Source organism: Paenibacillus chitinolyticus (assembly GCF_045038035.1).
In the GTDB taxonomy this organism is placed as follows: domain Bacteria; phylum Bacillota; class Bacilli; order Paenibacillales; family NBRC-103111; genus Paenibacillus_F; species Paenibacillus_F chitinolyticus_A.
In genome coordinates this window covers 4,093,205-4,111,246 of the sequence record NZ_CP173427.1, presented here as the reverse complement: position 1 = coordinate 4,111,246, position 18,042 = coordinate 4,093,205, and the positions used below count along the sequence as shown (strand labels likewise).

At 57.4% G+C, this 18,042-nt stretch carries 13 protein-coding genes and 1 pseudogene; 8 read left to right on the top strand and 6 right to left on the bottom strand.

Annotation, left to right across the window (positions count from 1 at the left end; genetic code table 11):
- Nucleotides 1-9 precede the first annotated feature (9 nt).
- The 3 genes from ACI48J_RS18475 to ACI48J_RS18465 form a co-directional block, all read right to left on the bottom strand.
- Nucleotides 10-939 (bottom strand): helix-turn-helix domain-containing protein, encoded by a 930-nt coding sequence (locus ACI48J_RS18475; RefSeq protein WP_405079635.1) that lies wholly within the window; start codon nt 937-939, stop codon nt 10-12.
- 72 nt (nt 940-1,011) lie between these two features.
- On the bottom strand, nt 1,012-1,740 hold the full coding sequence (locus tag ACI48J_RS18470; protein ID WP_405079634.1) for a polymer-forming cytoskeletal protein: 729 nt from the start codon (nt 1,738-1,740) through the stop codon (nt 1,012-1,014).
- 2 nt (nt 1,741-1,742) lie between these two features.
- Nucleotides 1,743-2,375 carry a YhbD family protein gene (locus ACI48J_RS18465; protein WP_405079632.1) on the bottom strand — a complete coding sequence of 211 codons (633 nt, stop codon included), beginning with the start codon at nt 2,373-2,375 and terminating at the stop codon, nt 1,743-1,745.
- A gap of 283 nt (nt 2,376-2,658) precedes the next feature.
- Here ACI48J_RS18465 and ACI48J_RS18460 point away from each other — a divergent pair, with 283 nt between their 5' ends.
- The 4 genes and pseudogenes from ACI48J_RS18460 to ACI48J_RS18445 all read left to right on the top strand — a co-directional run bounded on the left by ACI48J_RS18460 (nt 2,659) and on the right by ACI48J_RS18445 (nt 6,610).
- Complete coding sequence (locus tag ACI48J_RS18460) at nt 2,659-3,708, top strand: sulfonate ABC transporter substrate-binding protein (RefSeq protein ID WP_326056752.1); 1,050 nt, start codon at nt 2,659-2,661, stop codon at nt 3,706-3,708.
- Between the two features lie 31 nt (nt 3,709-3,739).
- Nucleotides 3,740-4,543, top strand: a pseudogene (locus ACI48J_RS18455) (ABC transporter permease subunit).
- Between the two features lie 25 nt (nt 4,544-4,568).
- Nucleotides 4,569-5,411 (top strand): ATP-binding cassette domain-containing protein, encoded by an 843-nt coding sequence (locus ACI48J_RS18450; protein ID WP_405079631.1) that lies wholly within the window; start codon nt 4,569-4,571, stop codon nt 5,409-5,411.
- Nucleotides 5,408-6,610, top strand: coding sequence for an acyl-CoA dehydrogenase family protein (locus ACI48J_RS18445; protein WP_405079630.1), 1,203 nt, complete (start codon nt 5,408-5,410; stop codon nt 6,608-6,610). The genes ACI48J_RS18450 and ACI48J_RS18445 overlap by 4 nt, the downstream gene beginning before the upstream one ends.
- Nucleotides 6,611-6,962: 352 nt before the next feature.
- Here the strand turns inward: ACI48J_RS18445 and ACI48J_RS18440 are convergent, their stop codons facing one another.
- From ACI48J_RS18440 to ACI48J_RS18430, 3 genes are all read right to left on the bottom strand, one after another.
- Nucleotides 6,963-8,870: an ABC transporter ATP-binding protein gene (locus tag ACI48J_RS18440; protein WP_405079628.1), complete on the bottom strand. Its 1,908-nt coding sequence runs from the start codon at nt 8,868-8,870 to the stop codon at nt 6,963-6,965.
- A complete protein-coding gene (locus ACI48J_RS18435; protein ID WP_405079627.1) occupies nt 8,863-10,608 on the bottom strand; it encodes an ABC transporter ATP-binding protein in 1,746 nt (581 codons plus the stop codon). Before ACI48J_RS18435 ends, ACI48J_RS18440 begins: the two co-directional genes overlap by 8 nt.
- A 411-nt stretch (nt 10,609-11,019) precedes the next feature.
- Nucleotides 11,020-12,237, bottom strand: coding sequence for a S8 family peptidase (locus ACI48J_RS18430; protein ID WP_405079626.1), 1,218 nt, complete (start codon nt 12,235-12,237; stop codon nt 11,020-11,022).
- A 216-nt stretch (nt 12,238-12,453) separates the two neighbouring features.
- Between ACI48J_RS18430 and ACI48J_RS18425 the strand changes: the two genes are divergently transcribed.
- From ACI48J_RS18425 to ACI48J_RS18410, 4 genes are all read left to right on the top strand, one after another.
- A complete protein-coding gene (locus ACI48J_RS18425; RefSeq protein ID WP_405079625.1) occupies nt 12,454-13,701 on the top strand; it encodes an MFS transporter in 1,248 nt (415 codons plus the stop codon).
- 201 nt (nt 13,702-13,902) lie between these two features.
- Nucleotides 13,903-14,160, top strand: a complete 258-nt coding sequence (locus tag ACI48J_RS18420) for an HPr family phosphocarrier protein (protein ID WP_326053268.1) — start codon at nt 13,903-13,905, stop codon at nt 14,158-14,160.
- A gap of 8 nt (nt 14,161-14,168) precedes the next feature.
- Nucleotides 14,169-15,923, top strand: a complete 1,755-nt coding sequence (gene ptsP / locus ACI48J_RS18415; protein ID WP_405079624.1) for a phosphoenolpyruvate--protein phosphotransferase — start codon at nt 14,169-14,171, stop codon at nt 15,921-15,923.
- A gap of 196 nt (nt 15,924-16,119) precedes the next feature.
- Complete coding sequence (locus ACI48J_RS18410; protein WP_405079623.1) at nt 16,120-18,042, top strand: BglG family transcription antiterminator; 1,923 nt, start codon at nt 16,120-16,122, stop codon at nt 18,040-18,042.

The following is an 18,042-nucleotide window of genomic DNA, read 5'->3' as shown; positions in this document are numbered from 1 at the left end:
TGCCACGCTCTACAAGCCTGGCTCCTCCTCAAAGTTCAGGTTGACCGGAGCGTCGGGGAGCGCGGCAATCTCTTCGAGGTTCGTCACAGGCACCTGGAGACTGACGGTATCGAACTGGAGGCTGTCGATCCAGACCCGGCCGCTTCCGTTCAGCAGGACGCCGAACGCGATGGCCACACTCTCTTGGGGCACATCCAGCACGACGTTGTAAAGGCTCCAGTCCGTCGTTCCGCGGATGGGTCTGCCGCTCATGTTGTCAAACCCGAGCACGTCGTGGTCCTTGCCGTCTATACGCAGCCACAGGCCGCACCAGTCTTTCACCTGCTCGGTTTTGACGAATCCGCTCAGCCGGAGCCGATGTCCCGCGTAAGCGTCCGCCTTGAACATCTGCATCATGGTTCCGAAGCCGCAGGCCCGTTCCGTAAGCGAACGCAGATAGCCGGACGATTTGCCGTGGTGGACCACCAGACGGTCTATGCCCATCTCGAAATCTCCCGAATGGGTGCCGGTAAGCATCCAGCCCCGGGGTTCTCCTTGTAAATCGTTCATTTGTTCCGTCTGTTCGGCCATTTCGGCTTCACTCTCCTTCTGCATCGTAAGCTTGCGGTAATAGGAACGGTACTGGCCCGGCGTCATGAGGAACATGCGCTTGAAAGAGCGGGTAAACGATTCCTGGGAATCGAAGCGGTATTCAAGCGCGATGTCGAGGATTCTCCGCTCGGTTCCGAGCAGGCTGCATGCCGCGCTGGACAGCCGGCGCCTGCGGATATAATCGGCGGGAGGCATGCCTACCTGAGCTTGGAAGATCCGGTGAAAATGATACATGGAAAATGCCGCCCGCTCGGCGAGAATTTCCAGATTCAGTTCCTCCTTAAGATGAGCCTCGATGTAAGAAAGGGTCCGGTTGACCGTTTCCGAATAGACGACTGCTTGCACCATAGCCGAGTATCGCTTCCTTTCCGCTATCAGCTTACCATGGAGAGCCGGACGGGACTTGATCGTTCTTGCGCTTTATAACTGCTGCCGTTCGGCAACGGTCGACTGGTTATCTACGTACAGGGTGTTCGTGTACTCCACACGGCCGATTTCACAGCCGGGACCGATCTTCACGTCTCTGCCGCGTACGACGGAGGCGGATGTATACTCCAGGTAGATGACGTCCCCTTCGATGGTTCCGGCTTCCAGGGAGGTGCGTTTGGAACCGAAAAGAGAAGCCAGCGAGTTCAGGAAACCGTTTTTGTTCACCTGGATAGATTCTCCGCCGATTTCTCGGGCCCGGCACGGTCCGAACAGGCGAATGTCAATCGTGCCCGCATTCAGCAGGCCGCCGACATCAAAACCGCCGTAGGCTTCGAACTTCTCCGCTTCGCAGTCTCCGTTGATCTGTACGGAACCGCGAATGACCGCCGTGTCTGCGGTCAAGGAGCCGCCGATGCCGGCCGATCCGTTCACTTTGACTTGCCGGGCAGCCACGTCGCCCCGAAATTCCCCGTTTCCGCTGACACTCAGCAATTCGGAACGGACATTTCCGGATACGGAGCCGCTTCCGCGTATGATCACTTCCCGGGCGGCCAAGCTCCCGTACACATGGCTGTGCCCCGCCGATTTATAGCTCCGGCATTCCAGATCGCCGTCTATCCGGCCGTTTCCGTTAATTCTCGCGTTCCGGTAACGTCCGCCGTCTGCCGAACCCGATCCCGAGATCGACAAATCATTCGTTACAATAGGCTGTGCTTCCATGGTCAGGCCCCCTGCCAAATTTTTGTTTTTAACGCTTCAACGGATGAGGAAAGCTGCAGGCGCGCCACCACTTTCACACCCTTTTCCAGATAGATATCTCCGGTGCCCTGCTTTAGAAAACAGGTGGACACACCCATTTTGCGGATAAAAAGGAGTTCCCCGTCGCCGTCGCTCATGTCCGGGTATTGGTCTGTCATAAGCTGGATAAGGCCGCTTCCTTCCTCCAAGCTGATTTCCCCGGATTCGAGCAGCGTGTGAAGAACATAGACGGCGAAAATACGCTCGAATGTCCACACCTCGGCGTCTCCGCTGAGCCGGACGAAATAGTCCAGCGCAACCTTCGAAACAATGTTATGAAGGATAAGTTCTTCTTTTGTCATGCTCAGGTCGGAAGGACGGGGAGAGAAGCGATCGGCCAGCTCATCCAGCGACAAATCGTCTTTCTTATGCAAAATGTTGTCGATGCGGACGAGAATCTCTCTCTTGGGAAAAAACGTTTCCTGCCCCGTGAAGGTAGATTTTCGAATAAACCACGCTTCCGGTATAAGGTTTTTTCGTTTCCAGCGATAAAGCTGGCCGTAGGATATACCGGTCAATTCGAGCAGATCTTTTTTCGAAATCAATTCCTGCGTCATCTCAACACCTCTTGAAAAAGATTGTAACATAACACTGTTACACTGTAAATTATCTTAAATACATCGGAATTTTCTTATCTATGAAGTCATAAAAAAGACGTTGACACTTCAAAAAAACGTGTGCTAAGCTACTTGAAACTCCGATAACATACTAAACCAATCGGAATTATTAAAACGAAAGAGTCTACCGTTCGAACGGAGACGCGCTTTTTTCCCTTCAGGGGAAAGTGCGTCTTCTTTTTTTTTGGAGGAGCGGAAGAACATAAGGGGGAGAGAGACGAAAATGACAACGATATCCGGGTGGCTGAAGCGCTTCGCACGTACAAAGGGACGGCTGGCGGTCCTCATTCTGACGGCTGCGGCCGTTCTGTCCGCATGTTCTTCGGGCGGGGACAAAGGGGCCGCGGCAACAACGCCGAATGAGGCAAAATCCGCCGTTTCGGGAGAATCCAAGGTGGTCCGAATCGGCTACCAGAAAGGGAATACGCTTAATATTTTGAAAGAACACGGCAATCTGGAGAAACGGCTGAAAGAGAAGAACATCACCGTGGAATGGAAAGTTTTTGCGGGCGGAAATTTTCTTCTGGAGGCGTTAACGGCGGGAAGCATCGATTTCGGGCATGCGGCGGACGGCTCGGGCGTATTCGCGCAGGCCGGAGGCAAACCGTTTGTCTACGTGGGCTGTGATCTTCCCAATCCCGAAGGCATGGGAATCGTCGTTCATGCGGGTTCGCCGGTAAAAACGGTCGCGGATTTGAAAGGCAAGAAGATCGCGGTGGCGAAGGGCGGGAATCATCATTACCTCGCTGTTCTGGCGCTGGAAAAGGCCGGTCTCAAACTGGACGATGTCAAATTCGTGTTCGTCAAAGACGCATCCGAAGGGAGAGCTCTGTTCGAAACGAAGCAGGTGGACGCGCTCGGCTCCTGGGACCCTTTTTTCGCCTCGGTGGAGAACGATCTGTCGCCGGTGACGCTGACGGACGGAACGGGTTATTCACCGAACCGGACCTTTTATTACGCCAATGAAGCGTTCGCCAAAGGAAATGCGGGGCTGATCAAAACGATTCTGGAAGAAATAGACGTCTCCGACAAATGGGCCAATACGAACAAGCCGGAAGTCGTCAAACAGCTGACGGAAGCGCTCGGCATCGACCAAAAGGCAATCGAACGGGCCGTGAATCGACGAACGTACGGCGTCGAAAATTTGTCGCCGGAAATCATCGAGCCGCAGCAAAAACTGGCCGATACGTTCCACCGGATCGGACTGATCGGGGACAAGATCCATGTAGCTCCGCTGATGCCGACCGAGCAGGCGTGGGCAATCGGAAAATGACGGCGGATCATAACTTGAGGGAGATGACGAAATGTCGATAAGCGTTCAACAAGCGGATACGAGACGAAGAGATACATGGGCGGCCGCGCTGCTTCCCTGGCTGCTTCCGGCGCTTATTCTGGCGGGCTGGCATGTGGCCGCCGTCTACGGGCCCGTTTCCCAGCGGTTGTTCCCGCCTCCCCTTGAGGTGGCGAGATCGGGTTGGAAGCTTCTGTCCTCGGGCCAGTTTACGTATCATCTGGGCGTCAGTCTGGGGCGCGCGGCAGCGGGTTTTGTCATCGGCGGGGGAATCGGGCTGCTGCTGGGAGCCGCCAACGGATTGTTTGTGACGTCCTACCGGATGTTCGATACGTCGATCCAGATGATCCGAAATATTCCGCACCTTGCGCTGGTACCCCTTGTGATATTATGGATGGGAATCGACGAAGGAGCGAAGGTGTTCCTGGTTTCTCTCGGCGTGCTTTTCCCGGTCTACGTAAATACGTTTCACGGAATAAGATCCATCGATCGGGGGTATTTAGAAATGGGGGGCGTCTACGGGCTCACCTCCTGGCAGCTTTTCCGCCATGTTATTTTGCCGGGGGCGCTGCCTTCCGTTTTTGTGGGGATCCGATACGGGCTCGGAATTATGTGGCTGACGCTGATCGTAGCCGAGACGATCGCAACGGATAAAGGAATCGGGTATTTGGCATAAAATGCCCGCGAGTTTATGCAGGCGGACATCATCATTTTAAGTATTCTGCTGTACGCGCTGCTGGGCAAGCTGGCGGATGTGATCGCCAAATGGCTGGAGCATACCGTGCTCAAGTGGAATGTAAGCTACCGGAAAGCCTAGAACAACGTAAACGGAGGTGCCGCAATTGAGCGGGTGGAGTCAGTTGGCCGAAGAGGCTTTATATACGGAAGCCCTGGCAGGTGATAAAAGAAGAGCGGTTTTGGGCGATGACGCCGGGCAAAGCGGAGAGCGCCCGTTCGGAGCGTCAGTCCGGCTGCAGGGCGTTCATAAATCGTTCGGAGGCAAAAAAGTGCTTCACGAGCTGGATCTGACGATCCGTCCGGGCCAGTTTATTGCCGTTGCAGGCAGAAGCGGCAGCGGAAAAAGCACGCTGCTCAGACTGCTGGCGGGGCTTGAGAAACCTGCCGAGGGCCGGATCGAGATCGACGGCAAGCCCGTATCCGGCATCGGCCGGGATATCACGGTCATGTTCCAGGAGGCCCGCCTACTCCCGTGGAAAACCGTGCTGGACAACGTCGGCATCGGTTTAAGCGGGAACTGGCGCCCGCGCGCCCTGCACGTACTCGGGCAGGTCGGCCTGACGGACCGCGCCGGCGAATGGCCGGGCGTCCTGTCCGGAGGCCAGAAGCAGCGGGTCGCCTTGGCGCGGGCGCTTGTCCGCCAGCCGAAGCTGCTGCTGCTGGATGAGCCGCTGAGCGCCCTGGATGCGCTGACCCGGTTGGAGATGCAGCAGCTTATCGGTACGCTCTGGCAGCGGCACGGCTTCACGACCCTGCTCGTCACGCACGACGTGAGCGAAGCGGTCCGTCTGGCGGACCGGATTCTTCTGATCGAGGACGGGAAGATCGCGCTGGATGCCGATAATCCGGCTCCGTGGCCGAGGGATCAGGGGAATCCGGAATTCGCCCGGCTCGAGAAGCGGGTGCTGGAGCGGATTATGCAGACAGGCGGGGGGGACGGCCGATGAATCCATCTCCGTTCAGCTTCGCCCGGACAGCGGAAGAGCGGGAGCGTCTCGCGGGGATCGGCCGGCTGGCCGACACTTTGCGTGACGAAGCGGCCAGGGCGGATGAGGAGAACGGCTTCTCCTACGGGGCTATCGACGCGTTGAAGGAAGCCGGGTATCCTTCGTTGACCGTCCCGGCCGAATATGGAGGAGCCGGTGCATCCCTGTACGAGTTTGTCCTTCTGCAGGAAAGGCTGGCCCAGGGAGATGCGGCCACTGCACTCGGTATCGGCTGGCATCTGGGCATCGTTCTGGAACTGGCGAATCAGCCTGCCTGGCAGGACAAATACGAGGCGCTGTGCAGAGACATCGCCTCCCGCAACCTTCTGATTAACCGTGCGGCCACGGAAAAAGGGACGGGGAGCCCGTCGCGCGGAGGCCGTCCGGCTACAACGGCGGCGGAAGCAAAGGGCGGCTACCTCCTCAACGGACGCAAGACGTTTACGACGCTGGCTCCCGCCCTTGACCTCGTCATTGTGACGGCGTCACTGGAGCCGGACGGAAGTCACGGCGAGTTTGTTTTTCCCGTCGCGACGGAAGGCGTCCGCATCGAGCCGACATGGGATATGGTCGGTATGCGCGGAACGGCCAGTCACGACCTGGTGCTGGAGGATGTGCTTGTACCGCCGGAGGCGAGGGTAAAGCACACCCGCAGCGAACCGAGCAGACCCGGACCGGCGGCACATCCGTATTTGCTGCACATTCCCGCGTGCTATCTCGGCATCGCTCTTGAGGCGAGGCGGGAAGCGATCTCTTTCGCGGCGGCTTACCGGCCGAACTCGCTTCCCCACCCGATTCTGGAGCTGCCTCATATCCGGCAGCAGATCGGGGAGATCGAGCTGGAGCTTTCCGCGGCGAGGCATTTCCTCTACGCGGTGGCTCAGCGCTGGGAGAGCGCCCCCGCAAATCCGGAGGCATTCGCCGCAGACTTGAGCGCCGTCAAGACGTTCGCCGTGCGGACGGCCCTTACCGTCGTCGACAAGTCGATGCGGATCGCGGGCGCGCACAGCCTGGCGATGACTCATCCGCTTCAGCGGCTGTACCGGGATGTGCGGTTCGGACTGCACAATCCCCCGATGGACGACGTCACGCTGAAGCAGCTGGCCGACCGGGCGGAGCGCGAACTGCTGCCTCCGCCCGCGGGAACGGCGGAGGCGTAAGCGAAGGACGCGCCGCCCGGCATTGCGATGCGGCCGGTCACCTCCCGCCGAGCGGTTGATCGTGATCATGCGTCATGAGCGGCCCCTTATCGCATCTTTCGCGCGCGGTGTGGCGTCCCACGCCGGTGGTCAGCCTCGTTGCCGCAGCTCCCGGGCAAGCTTCGGCAGCCGTTCCGCCGTGGATGGCACTGTGCGGCGAATGACCCGCTCCCCGAGCCGCGCTGCGGCTTGTACGGGCAGATCCTGCCCCGCATCCGTGCCGTAAGCAAGCCGCCGGCAAAAAGACCCGCAGTCTCTTGTTCGTAACCGAACGTGAGGCTGCGGGTCTTTTTTTAACAAACGGGCCGGACAGTCAGGACCCGATCGCCTGCATGCCCTGCGAGTGGCGGTACAGCTCTTCGTAGTAGCCTTTCTTGGCGAGCAGCTGCCGGTGGGTGCCTTCCTCCACGATCTCGCCGTGCTTCATGACGATGATCCGGTCGGCGTGCATAATCGTGGACAGCCGATGGGCGATGAGCAGGGCCGTCCTGCCTTCGGAGACGACGGAAAGCGCCTTTTGCACGAGCTGCTCCGTATGGGAGTCGAGGTTGGCCGTAGCTTCGTCGAGAATGAGAATTCTCGGTTTGAACACGAGAATGCGGGCAAACGACAGCAGTTGTCTCTCGCCGGCCGAGAGGCCGCTGCCGCGTTCCGAGAGCTTCGTGTCATACCCGTCCTTGAGCCGGGCGATGAGCGGATGGGCGCCGACCGCCCTGCAGGCGGCGGTCACCTCTTCGCGGCTGATTTCCTGCCGGAACAGCCGCACGTTGTCGAGGATCGTACCTGAGTAGAGGTACGGCTCCTGCTGGACGAGCCCGATCATCCGGTGAAGCGTATCCTGCGGAATGCGCCGGATATCGGTGCCGTCGATCGTGACGCTTCCGGCATTCACGTCATAGAAGCGGGTAAGCAGGGAAATCAGCGTGCTTTTGCCCGCGCCTGTAGTTCCGACAATCCCGATCATTTCCCCCGGTTTAATGTGCAGGTCCAGATTCCGGAGGACCTTGGTTCCCTCCACATAAGAAAAATCCACGTGATTGTAGTCGATTTTTCCGGCTGTTTTTCTCCAATCGACTTCGGTTCTATCTTCGCCGGCAGGTTCTTTTACGTCGGGTTCCGTGGATAAAATGTTCCACAGCCGCTCCATCGAAACGGAGGTCGATTGCAGTGTATTCCACTGCTGGGTAATCTGGTTGATCGGCTGAAAAAACTGGCGGATATAGGTAATAAATGCGTAAAGCACACCGAACTCGATACTGCCCCCGAGAAAAGCGAGTCCCCCGAGCCAGACGAGAAGAGCGACGGATATGTTGCCGAAAATATCGAAGGACCGGTTGAACAGCACGTTTGTGCGGATTTCTTTCAAGTTGGCTTTCAAGTACTGCCCGTTGCGGCCGCTGAAACGTCCGAACTGCTCATCCTGCTGGTTGTACGTCTGAATGAGGCTCATCCCGGCGAGATTTTCAGCCAGGTAAGCGATGAGACGGGACAGCTGCGCCCGCGTCTCCTGGTAAGCTTTTCGCAGCATGGAACGGAAAAGGACGGCGATCAGCGCGATGACCGGCAGAAGAAGCATGCTGTACCAGGCGAGCGTGGCGTCCAGCTGAAACATGAAAATGATGATCAGCACCAGGGTCATCCCGTCCCGGACGAGACTGAGGAATACCTGAGTGAAAAACTGGCTGATCGTCTCGGTATCGCTCGATTCGAGCGTGACTAGACTTCCGATCGGGTAACGGTCGAAGAAAGACATCGACAGCTTTGAAATATGAGCGAATAAATTTTTGCGGATACTGGCGACGATGCTTTGTCCGGCATACTGGAGCAGGTTGTTCTGGACATAGGTAAAAGCAAAGTTGACGACGGATAGTCCCAGGTAAAAAAGGCCGATGACCACGAGGGGCCGCATCGCTCCGCTTCCGCCGAAGAGGTGGTCGTCGATGGCGATTTTGACCAGATACGGCTGCAGCAGCTCGGCGATGATGGCGATCAGCGAGCAGAAAAAAATGCCGATGAACGTGAGCTTGTGCGGCTTGGCATACGTGAGCGTCGCCTTGAGTGCGTCGAGCCTGCCCGGGCGCGGGCCCTCTTTCGGTTCGGGGGTTCCGCTGCTTTTTGCGGTATCCGCCGTTTGCCCGGCCCCCGTAGAATTCTGCCCGGCCGGACCGGTGGAAGCCGGCTCCCTCGGAGCGTTTGCGTCCGGTGATTTCGGATCAGGCATGCCGGGTCCCCTCCTCCTGAATCTGATACAGGGAAGCATACAAGCCCGGACGGGCGAGCAGCTCCTTGTGCGTGCCCCGCTGCACGATGCGGCCTTCATCAAGGACGACGATTTCGTCCGCGTGCTTGACCGCACTGATGCGGTGCGCGATGATCAGCGTTGTTTTGTCGCGGCGGGCGGCACGGATTTGGCGGACGATGTTCGTTTCGGTCACGGCGTCCACGGCGCTTACGCTGTCATCGAGAATGAGGATGGGCGCCTGCTTCATGAAGCCGCGTGCCAGGCTCGCTCTCTGGCGCTGACCGCCGGACAAGGTGATGCCGCGTTCGCCCAGTTTCGTTTCGAACCCGCGCGGCAGCTCCGTAATGCTGCTGTAAATCTGCGCTTCGCGCGCGGCCTGCTGCATTTCGTCGTCCGCCGCATCCCTCCGCGAGAAGGCGATGTTGTCCCGGATCGTCGTGCTGAACAGAAAGCCGTCCTGCGGGACATAGGCGATCTGCGAGCGCAGGCTGTCGAGCGTAACCCGCCGGATATCGTGGCCTCCGATATAAATCGTGCCCGCGGGCGGATCGTAAATGCGCAGGAGCAGCTTGACGAGCGTCGTTTTGCCGCTCCCCGTGCGCCCGATGATTCCGAGCGTCCCGCCCGGCTCGACTTTCAGGTCGACGGCTTCCAGAGCCTGACGGTCCGAACCGGGGTAGCGGAAGGATAGTCCGCGGATTTCCAGCTCTCCCGCCCCGTTTTCCAACTGCTCGGCTTTTGCTTCCTCCCGGATATCCGGTTTTACGGCCAGCAGGTGATTGAGCCGCTCCAGCGATGCGCGCGAACGCTGCATCATATTGATCACGTTGCCGATCTGCTGCAGAGGAGTCATCATCATCCTCAGATAGAAGGTAAGGGACACGAAGCTGCCGAGCGTAATTTGGCCATGCAGCGTCATATAGCCCCCTGCAAGAATGGCAATGATCATCGAAAAAGAGCCCATCAAGGGGAGAAGGGACTGGAAAAGAGACGACATCCGGACAAGCCGAAGCTGCTTTTCCCGGATCGCGTCGACGTTCCGGCCGAAACGCTCGTAGGCGATTTCTTCGGCCGCGAACGTTTTGGTCACGCGGATGCCGCCGAACTGTTCCTCGGCCGATTCGGTCATCGTGGCGAGCGATTCCTGCACTTCAAGAGACCGGGAGCGGATACGCGGCCCGAGGAACACGACGATGAACGGAATAAAAGCCATAGGCGCGAGACTCAGCGCTATCAAGCCGAATGGAATGGAACTGAAGGACATCATGACAAAAGCGGAGAGAATAAAGAAGATGGCATTGGTGGTCTGGTTGACACCGTTCGAGATGGACTCCCGGACGGCCGTCACGTCGTTCATGACGTAACTGAGAAGCTTGCCGACACCGTGCCTGGAGAAATAATGCTCGCTGAGCGTGGAGAAATGACGGAACAGCTTTTGCCTCGTCGCGTATTCGAACCGGCGTCCGAGCCGGGCGTTCGTATACTGGCCGATGCCGAAAAGCACTCCGTAGGCCACACCGATCCCGAGAAGCTGCATGCCGTAGCTGGCAACCGTATGGGATGTGGCGACTTTCAGCTGCAGATCGTCCGTAAATTCTCCCAGAACCCGGGGGAAAAACGATTGCACCACGTTAGACAGGATAATAAAGGCGACCCCGACCGAATACAATCCCAGGTTCGCTTTCACATAATTCCGAAGCAGCCTCTGACTGCCCATGCCACCACCTCCTCAGGAATAAACTCATTTCTTTATTGTAAAGGCCAATGGAAAAAGCGGGCAAGGCAGCTGGAGCGCCATATAGGCGGAAATGAGACCATACGGCGGACAAAACGGGCTGTAAGCGATTTATTTCCGAGAAAATCGAAAGTTTCGGAGAACGTCTCCAATTGAAGGACTGAGAACGGCTGAAATAAAGAGGCCGGACAATAAAAAAAGCCCCGTCCTGGGAGCTTTACTCTACTGCAGCTCTGAAGCGGGGGGACGCCGTAAGACGGCGGGCTTCCCTGCAAGGCGGCCCGACCGGTTTTTGTAACCTTCACCTTAACCGGTCCTGTAACCTCACGGCCGAATATCCCCACCTGCGGAATCAACTGGCAGCCTCTCCGAATGTCTCCCAACCCGCCCTGCTCAGGAGCGCACGGCGCGGTCTGCGTTGACCCGGCCGTACACCCAATACGTCCCCGTTCCGAAAATCGGATCGGCGTTAAACAGAATCGCGTCGCGGATCTGCGCATTCGTACGGCCCTGTCCCGCGAGGAGAGCCGCCACACCCGATACGTGCGGAGCCGACATGGATGTGCCGCTGAGATAGGCGTAGCTGGAGCCGGGGAACGTCGAGAGGATCGTCGTTCCGGGCGCGGCGACCTGCACCCAGCTTCCGCGGTTGGAGAAAGAGGAGATGTTGTCGGCCGAATCCGTGGAAGCCACGGAAATGACCGTCGAATAGGCGGCCGGATAGTTGGGTGTCGTGCTTCCGTCATTCCCGGCCGAAGCCACGATGACCGAGCCTTTGCTCCAAGCGTAATCGAGCGCATATTGGAGAGTAGTCGAGCTGTACGGGGAGCCGAGACTCAGGTTGATGACCTGGGCGCCGAAGAAGGAGGCGTATATGATCGCATTGGAGATATTGCTCACCGTTCCGTTGCCGGAGTTGTCAAGAACACGGATAGGCTGAATGGAAGCGAGCGGGGCAACGCCGGCGATTCCGATCCCGTTGTTCGTAACGGCGGCCGCAATGCCCGCCACATGGGTACCGTGTCCGTTGCCGTCGCTCGGATTCGAATCGTTGTCCACGTAATCGTAACCGGGAACCAGGTGGGCGGCCAGATCGGGATGAGTCAGCTCGGCTCCCGTATCCAGGACGGCGATAACGACCGAACTGGCGCTTTGCGCCACATCCCATGCCGAGGGCGCCGAAATTTTTTGCGGACCGTATTGATAGAGGCTGAAGTAAGGATCGTTAGGGATGGCAAATACATTCACATCCGAGGAGGACTGCCCTTTCCCTTGCTTCTTGCCGCCGGAAGGCGCGGACTCGAACGCCTGATACATATAGTTTAATTCGGCATACTCCAGCACTTCGTGTTTTTCATAGCGCTTGATCGTTTTGAGAAGGGGCTGCTTCGTGAACAAAACATGATGACCGAGCGTGCTGCATTGTTCCAGCACCTTGCATTTATGTTTTTTGTGAAGCTTCGCAATAAGTTCTTCCGGGGTGTCCGGCTTGAATTTCACGATCAGCTGGCAGGGCTGATGGGGTTCTTTCGGCAGTTCTTTTTTACGGAAAATGAAAAAAACGGCGGTTGCGGCGGCAATAAAAGCAAGTACGGTGATCAAAGTCGTCATGGATCATTCCTCCCGGATTCGATTAGAAATCTCTCTATGCTATGAACCGCAAGATTGAGAGGATTGGGGGGTTGTCCCTTTATACAAAATAATCGCGTATATTTAACAAATTTAATTATGGACGCGTTTACAACTTATGCTTATAATGCGGAAAGGGCTTGAGATTCGGAAAATTTTCCCGATCGATTGGATGCTTAAGCCGGAAGGGTGAATCCGTTGTCGACGAACATACGAAAAATGCTGATCATGAATTTTGTGTCGTCCATCATTTTTATTTACATCGGGATTTTTGTGAACCTGTATATCTGGCAGGCCAATACCAGCATTTTTGAAATTTCCTGGTTCAACATGGTGATGTTTTTCGGCTGGGGATTTTCGTTCGTTCTCGGAGCGAAGCTGCTCTACCACCGCACGATCCGCCTGCTGCTCGCCTTGTCCGCTTTCGGGGGTACGGCCGCATTTATTATGCTGACGTTCCTTACGCTGGAGAACCGGATTCTGTGGATCGCCCTGATCGGATTTCCGGTCGGTCTCATGTGGGGGTTCTATACGGTCGCCCAAAATCTAAGCGTTTCTTTTTCCGGGAAAGGAACTGAAATCGCTTCCTTTTTCGCGGCGAACAATCTCATCGCTTCGATTCTGTCCATGGTTATTCCTATTATTTCGGCCCAGTTTATCGGCTGGTTCGGGTATGAAAGCTCGTTTGTCCTGATGTTTGTCTTTCTGATCGTCATGCTGGTTTTCTCGGCCACCATGCCCCGTATCGCCCTACCCAGGACGGAGACGCCCGAGCTCGGCTTCTGGCGGCAGCTTCAGTGGAAGCGGGTTTTCGGCGACCGCCAATCCATATGGCTGATCCTTTCGATATTGGCTGGAGGCATATTCCTTCAGTTTCAAAACCTGTTTACGCTCGTCTTTACGTTCACGGTTACCCAGGATAAGCTGCTGATCGCGCTGCTGAATCTGCTCTACACGGGGGCCGCCTTCCTCGGGCTCATTCTGTACCGGAAGTTCAAATGGAACGATCAATTCTGTCTCTGGCTCGGCGTTCTTCTGCTGTCGGCCGGATTTGTGATCGCGATGTTTCCCCTTAAACCGCTGCTGATCCTCTCGAATGTACTTACGGCGTTCGGCATGTTTTTCTTCGCGATGATCTGGAACGCCCAGCAGTTTCAATGTATCGAGGACTATGCTCCGGGCCGTAAAGCGGCTTTCCTCATTTGGCGGGAAAGCATGCTGGTCGGCATGCGGATTGTGCTGCTCGTATTCATTATGTCCTTGGATAAACTGGAGGGCTGGCTGTACATTTCCATCATCGGCGTCACGCTCGTCAGTCTGATTTCAATTCCGGTCGTACAGGCGAAAGCGGTCAGGCTGATGGCCGACGGCCGGAAAAAAAGGGAGAGCGCGGAACCTCTCCGGGAGGAAGGAAATCCGCCTCGGCCGCCTAATTTTTCTGCCTGAATTCCTGTAAAACTAGGCCGGAATAACCGGATTTGGGACTATCTTCCCAGATCCGGTTTTCTTTTTGCACCGAGGATGGTGCAAAAGGTTTGATCTATTCAGTTGGAAGCGGTTGCGTTATCTTGGGCTTACAGGAACCTTTCCTTTACAAAATGTTTAAGCCATACAGAAACCGTTTTAAATCGGAAGGAGATACCACAGATGGAGAAAGAGTTTTCCGTACAGAATCCGTTAGGTATTCACTCGCGTCCCGCAGGGGCACTTATGAAAAAAGCAAAAGCGTTTACATGCGACATAACGATTGCCAAGGGAGACAAGAGCGTTAATGCGAAAAGCATCGTCGGACTGCTTTCCCTGGAAATGCGTTACGGCGATAAAGTAACGGTCAAAGCTTCCGGCGAGCAAGAACAAGAAGCGGTTAACGAGCTGGGAACCATGCTCGAATCCGTACTTGAATAGGTGACCGGATGATAGAGGAGAGAGAAATCGAAAGCGTGAAGGGCATCGCGGCCGCTCCCGGCTATGCGATGGGGAAAGCGCATTTATGGCAGCCGCAGGCAGAGAAAGCACAGCGCAGAACGCTGGCGGAAGAGGAAACCGCAGCCGAGGTTGCAAGGCTGGAGGAGAAGACACGGGAGGCGCTTGACGAGCTCCGGTGCCTCAAAGAAGAAACCGCTCTCAAACTGGGCGAGGCTCACGCCGAAATCTTCGAGACGCATATGCTGCTGCTCGAAGACGACGATTTCGTCGGGGCGGCGGCCGAAGCCGTCCGCTCGGAGCGGCTGAACGCCGAAGCGGCCGTGGAAGACGCGGCGAAGGCGCTCGTGGAGCTGTTCGAGAACATGAGCGACGCCTACATGCGCGAGCGCGCCTCGGACATCCGCGATGTGGCGGGCCGCCTGCAGCGCCTGCTGCGCGGGGAATCCGCCGGCGATATCGGCGGCGGGGGCGAAGCGGTCGTCCTCTTCGCCCATGACTTGACGCCGTCGGATACGGCGCGGCTCGACCGCAGCCGCATCGCCGGCTTCGTTACGGCGGTGGGCGGCCGTACCTCGCACTCGGCGATCATGGCCCGCTCGCTGGAAATTCCGGCGGTCGTCGGCATGGGCGCGGAAGCGGCGCGGGTACAGCCCGGCGACTACGTGATCGTGGACGGGGGCGAAGGCACCGTGCACATCAACCCCGATGCCGGGCTGCTGGAGCTGTACCGGGGCAAGCAGGCCCGGTACGAAGAGCGCCGCTCGCGGCTGGGCGCCTACATCGGACGCCCGACCCAAACCGCGGACGGGCATCATGTCGAGCTTGCCGCCAACATCGGCAGCCCGCAGGACGCCCAGGCCGCCAGAGACGGCGGAGCCGAGGGCATCGGGCTGTACCGGACGGAGTTCCTGTACATGGGGCGCGATACGATGCCGACGGAGGAAGAGCAGTTTCTGGCCTACAAGATCGTGGCCGAAATGTTCGCCGGCCGGCCGGTCGTTATCCGGACGCTGGACATCGGCGGAGATAAAGAACTTCCTTACCTGAGCCTGCCGAAGGAAGCGAACCCGTTCCTGGGCTATCGCGCTATCCGCCTCTGCCTGGACCGGAAAGATCTGTTCCTCACGCAGCTGCGCGCGATACTCCGGGCGAGCGCTTACGGCAATGTGAAGATCATGTATCCCATGATCTCGAACATCGAAGAGCTCCGCCAGGCGAACGCGGTCCTGGCCGATGCGAAAGCCGGACTGGACGCGGAAGGCATCAAGTACGCGCAGGACATCGAGGTAGGCATCATGATCGAGGTGCCGGCTGCGGGCATGGCGGCCGATCAGCTGGCGCGCGAAGCCGATTTCTTCAGCATCGGAACCAACGATCTTGTGCAGTACATGATGGCGGCCGACCGGATGAACGAAACGATCGCGCATTTGAGCGAACCGTTCAATCCCGGTGTGCTCCGGCTGATCCGCCACGTGATCGGGGCGGCGCACGAGAAAGGCCGCTGGGTCGGCATGTGCGGCGAAATGGCGGGCAGTGTCATCGCGATTCCGCTGCTGCTGGGCATGGGGCTCGATGAGTTCAGCATGGGAAGCGGCTCCGTCGCTACGGCTCGGGCGCTTATGCACAAGCTGAACCGGAGCGAGCTGAGCCGACTGGCGGACGAAGCGCTGGAACTGGATACGGCCGAGGAAATTCGCCGGCACATCATAAGCCGGGTTCCGGCCGTGGCGGAGTGGCTGTAAACTTTTGCGCGGGCCGGCCCGATATACCGGTAAGTCTATAAATACCTCCGAATGAAAGAACGCTCGCTTACGAGTGAAATCAAAGGAAGCTGCGGATGCAGTACCGCGGCGGGAAAGGCCTTGTTTTTCTTCCGTACCGGCGGGCGGGTAGTGGTACAATAGACGTTAACAGGATGAATATGCAGGAGGGGATATCATGACGCTTACAACGCGATCTCGTGCACTGCTCAAAAAAATCGTCTATTCCCACAGTCCGCTCCGCATCAAGGAATGTGCGGAAGAGTTTCAAGTCAGCGAACGAACCGTGAAATACGATCTCGAATCCATCCGTCTTTGGCTGCAGCAGGAGCAGATTGAGCTGCTGTCGAAGCCGAGCCGTGGGATCTGGATCGACTGCAGCGATACGGACCGCATTCATCTGCTGGAGAAACTGGATGCGGTCGGCGAGCACGTCTTCCTGAACCAGCAGGGACGGATGAGGCACATGCTGATCGATCTGCTGCTGCTGGACGGCTACCTCACCATCGGCGAACTCGTCGCCAAGCACGATGTAAGCCGGAACACCGTTCAGGCGGATTTGGCTTTGGCCGATCAGCTGCTTGCGGGCTCGGGATTGACGCTGAACCGCACCCGGCACGGACTCCGGGTAAGCGGTTCCGAAATGAGAAGAAGGGCCGTGCTGGAGCATGTGATCCAGGACCTGCTGGACGGCAACGACATGTTCCAGATCGTGCAGGGAGTCGTGCAGGAGCGCAGGCCGCATCTTCACTTCAGCAAGCTGCTGGAATGGTTTCTGCAGCCGGTGCGCGACCTGGACCGCGTGTTCGAGGATGTGGGCTCCCTGGTACGCGAAATCCGGGAGAAAACCCAGCTGCTGCTGACGGACAATGCGATCATCGGGGTTTTTATCCGGCTTTGCATCGTCATTCAGAGGCAGCCCCCGGCGGAGGAACAACCGTCCGCCGATTCCGGCGAACGTCCTGCCGCCTTCGAACAGCGGACGCTGGCCGGCTATCACCTCAGCATCTCGGATTTGTTCCGGCAGAAGCTGACGGGGCTGTTTGCGGAGCTGGAGCTTCCCCTCTCCGAGGAGAACATCCGCTACATCAGCCTCCCGGCGATCGGCCTGATCCCCCCGCTGCTTAGAGCGAGGGATGAAGAAGGGGCGCAGCTGCCGGACGCTTTTGCCGTAACGAAGAAACTCATCGATATCGTCAGCGAGTCGGTTCACGTCCGGTTCCGCAAAGATCCGGATCTCATGCAGCATCTGCATGCGCATATCGCGGACAAATTGAACAAGTACAGCTACGGAGTCGCGGAACCGAATCCGCTGCTTCAAGAAATACTCAGATCTTACCGGACCATGTTCGAAACCGTGAGATCCGCCTGCGGAGAAGTGTTTTTCCCTTACGGCATTCTGCTCTCGGACTCGGATATCGCTTATATTGTTCTTCACTTTCAAGCCGCTTTCGAACGCAGGCAGGAAGTCCAGCGGTATCGGGCACTGGTCGTATGCGGAACCGGCCGGGGGACGTCGAAGCTTTTGAAGACGGTCATCGAAAACGAAATCAAGACACTCCAGGTCGCGTCTTTCTGTTCCGTGATGGAGTTCGACAAGCAGGTTGTCGGCGATTTCGATCTGGTTATCAGTATTTTCCCGATTGAAGCGGACGTACCCGTTGTGGTAGTCAATCCGATTCCGGATAAGAACGATTTCAAATCGATCCGGCTTAGGCTTGAAAACCTGGAGAAACATGGGGGTGCGGAGGGCGCGTCGGCGGGCCGGTCATCGAGCCTGCAGCGGCCCGAGCTTTCCTATCTGGAGCAGAAATTCCAGGATATCATCTGGAAAGGCTTCGAACTGAGCCGGGCAATCCGGACACGTTTCGCTCCGTATCTGAATGAAGAGAGACTCGAAGGCTTGACGCTTCATCTGCTTTTTATGATGAACCGCATCGCATTCGATACGGCTTATATCCAGACGGGCTCCGCTCCTTCAGCCGAAGGGGCGGAAGGCGAGCTGGCGGAGGAATTGAAAATGCTGCTTTCCGAACATCGCATCCACGCGACGGAAGGCGAAGTAATGGCCATTCTACGGTACTTTGAGAGGAGTGCGTAA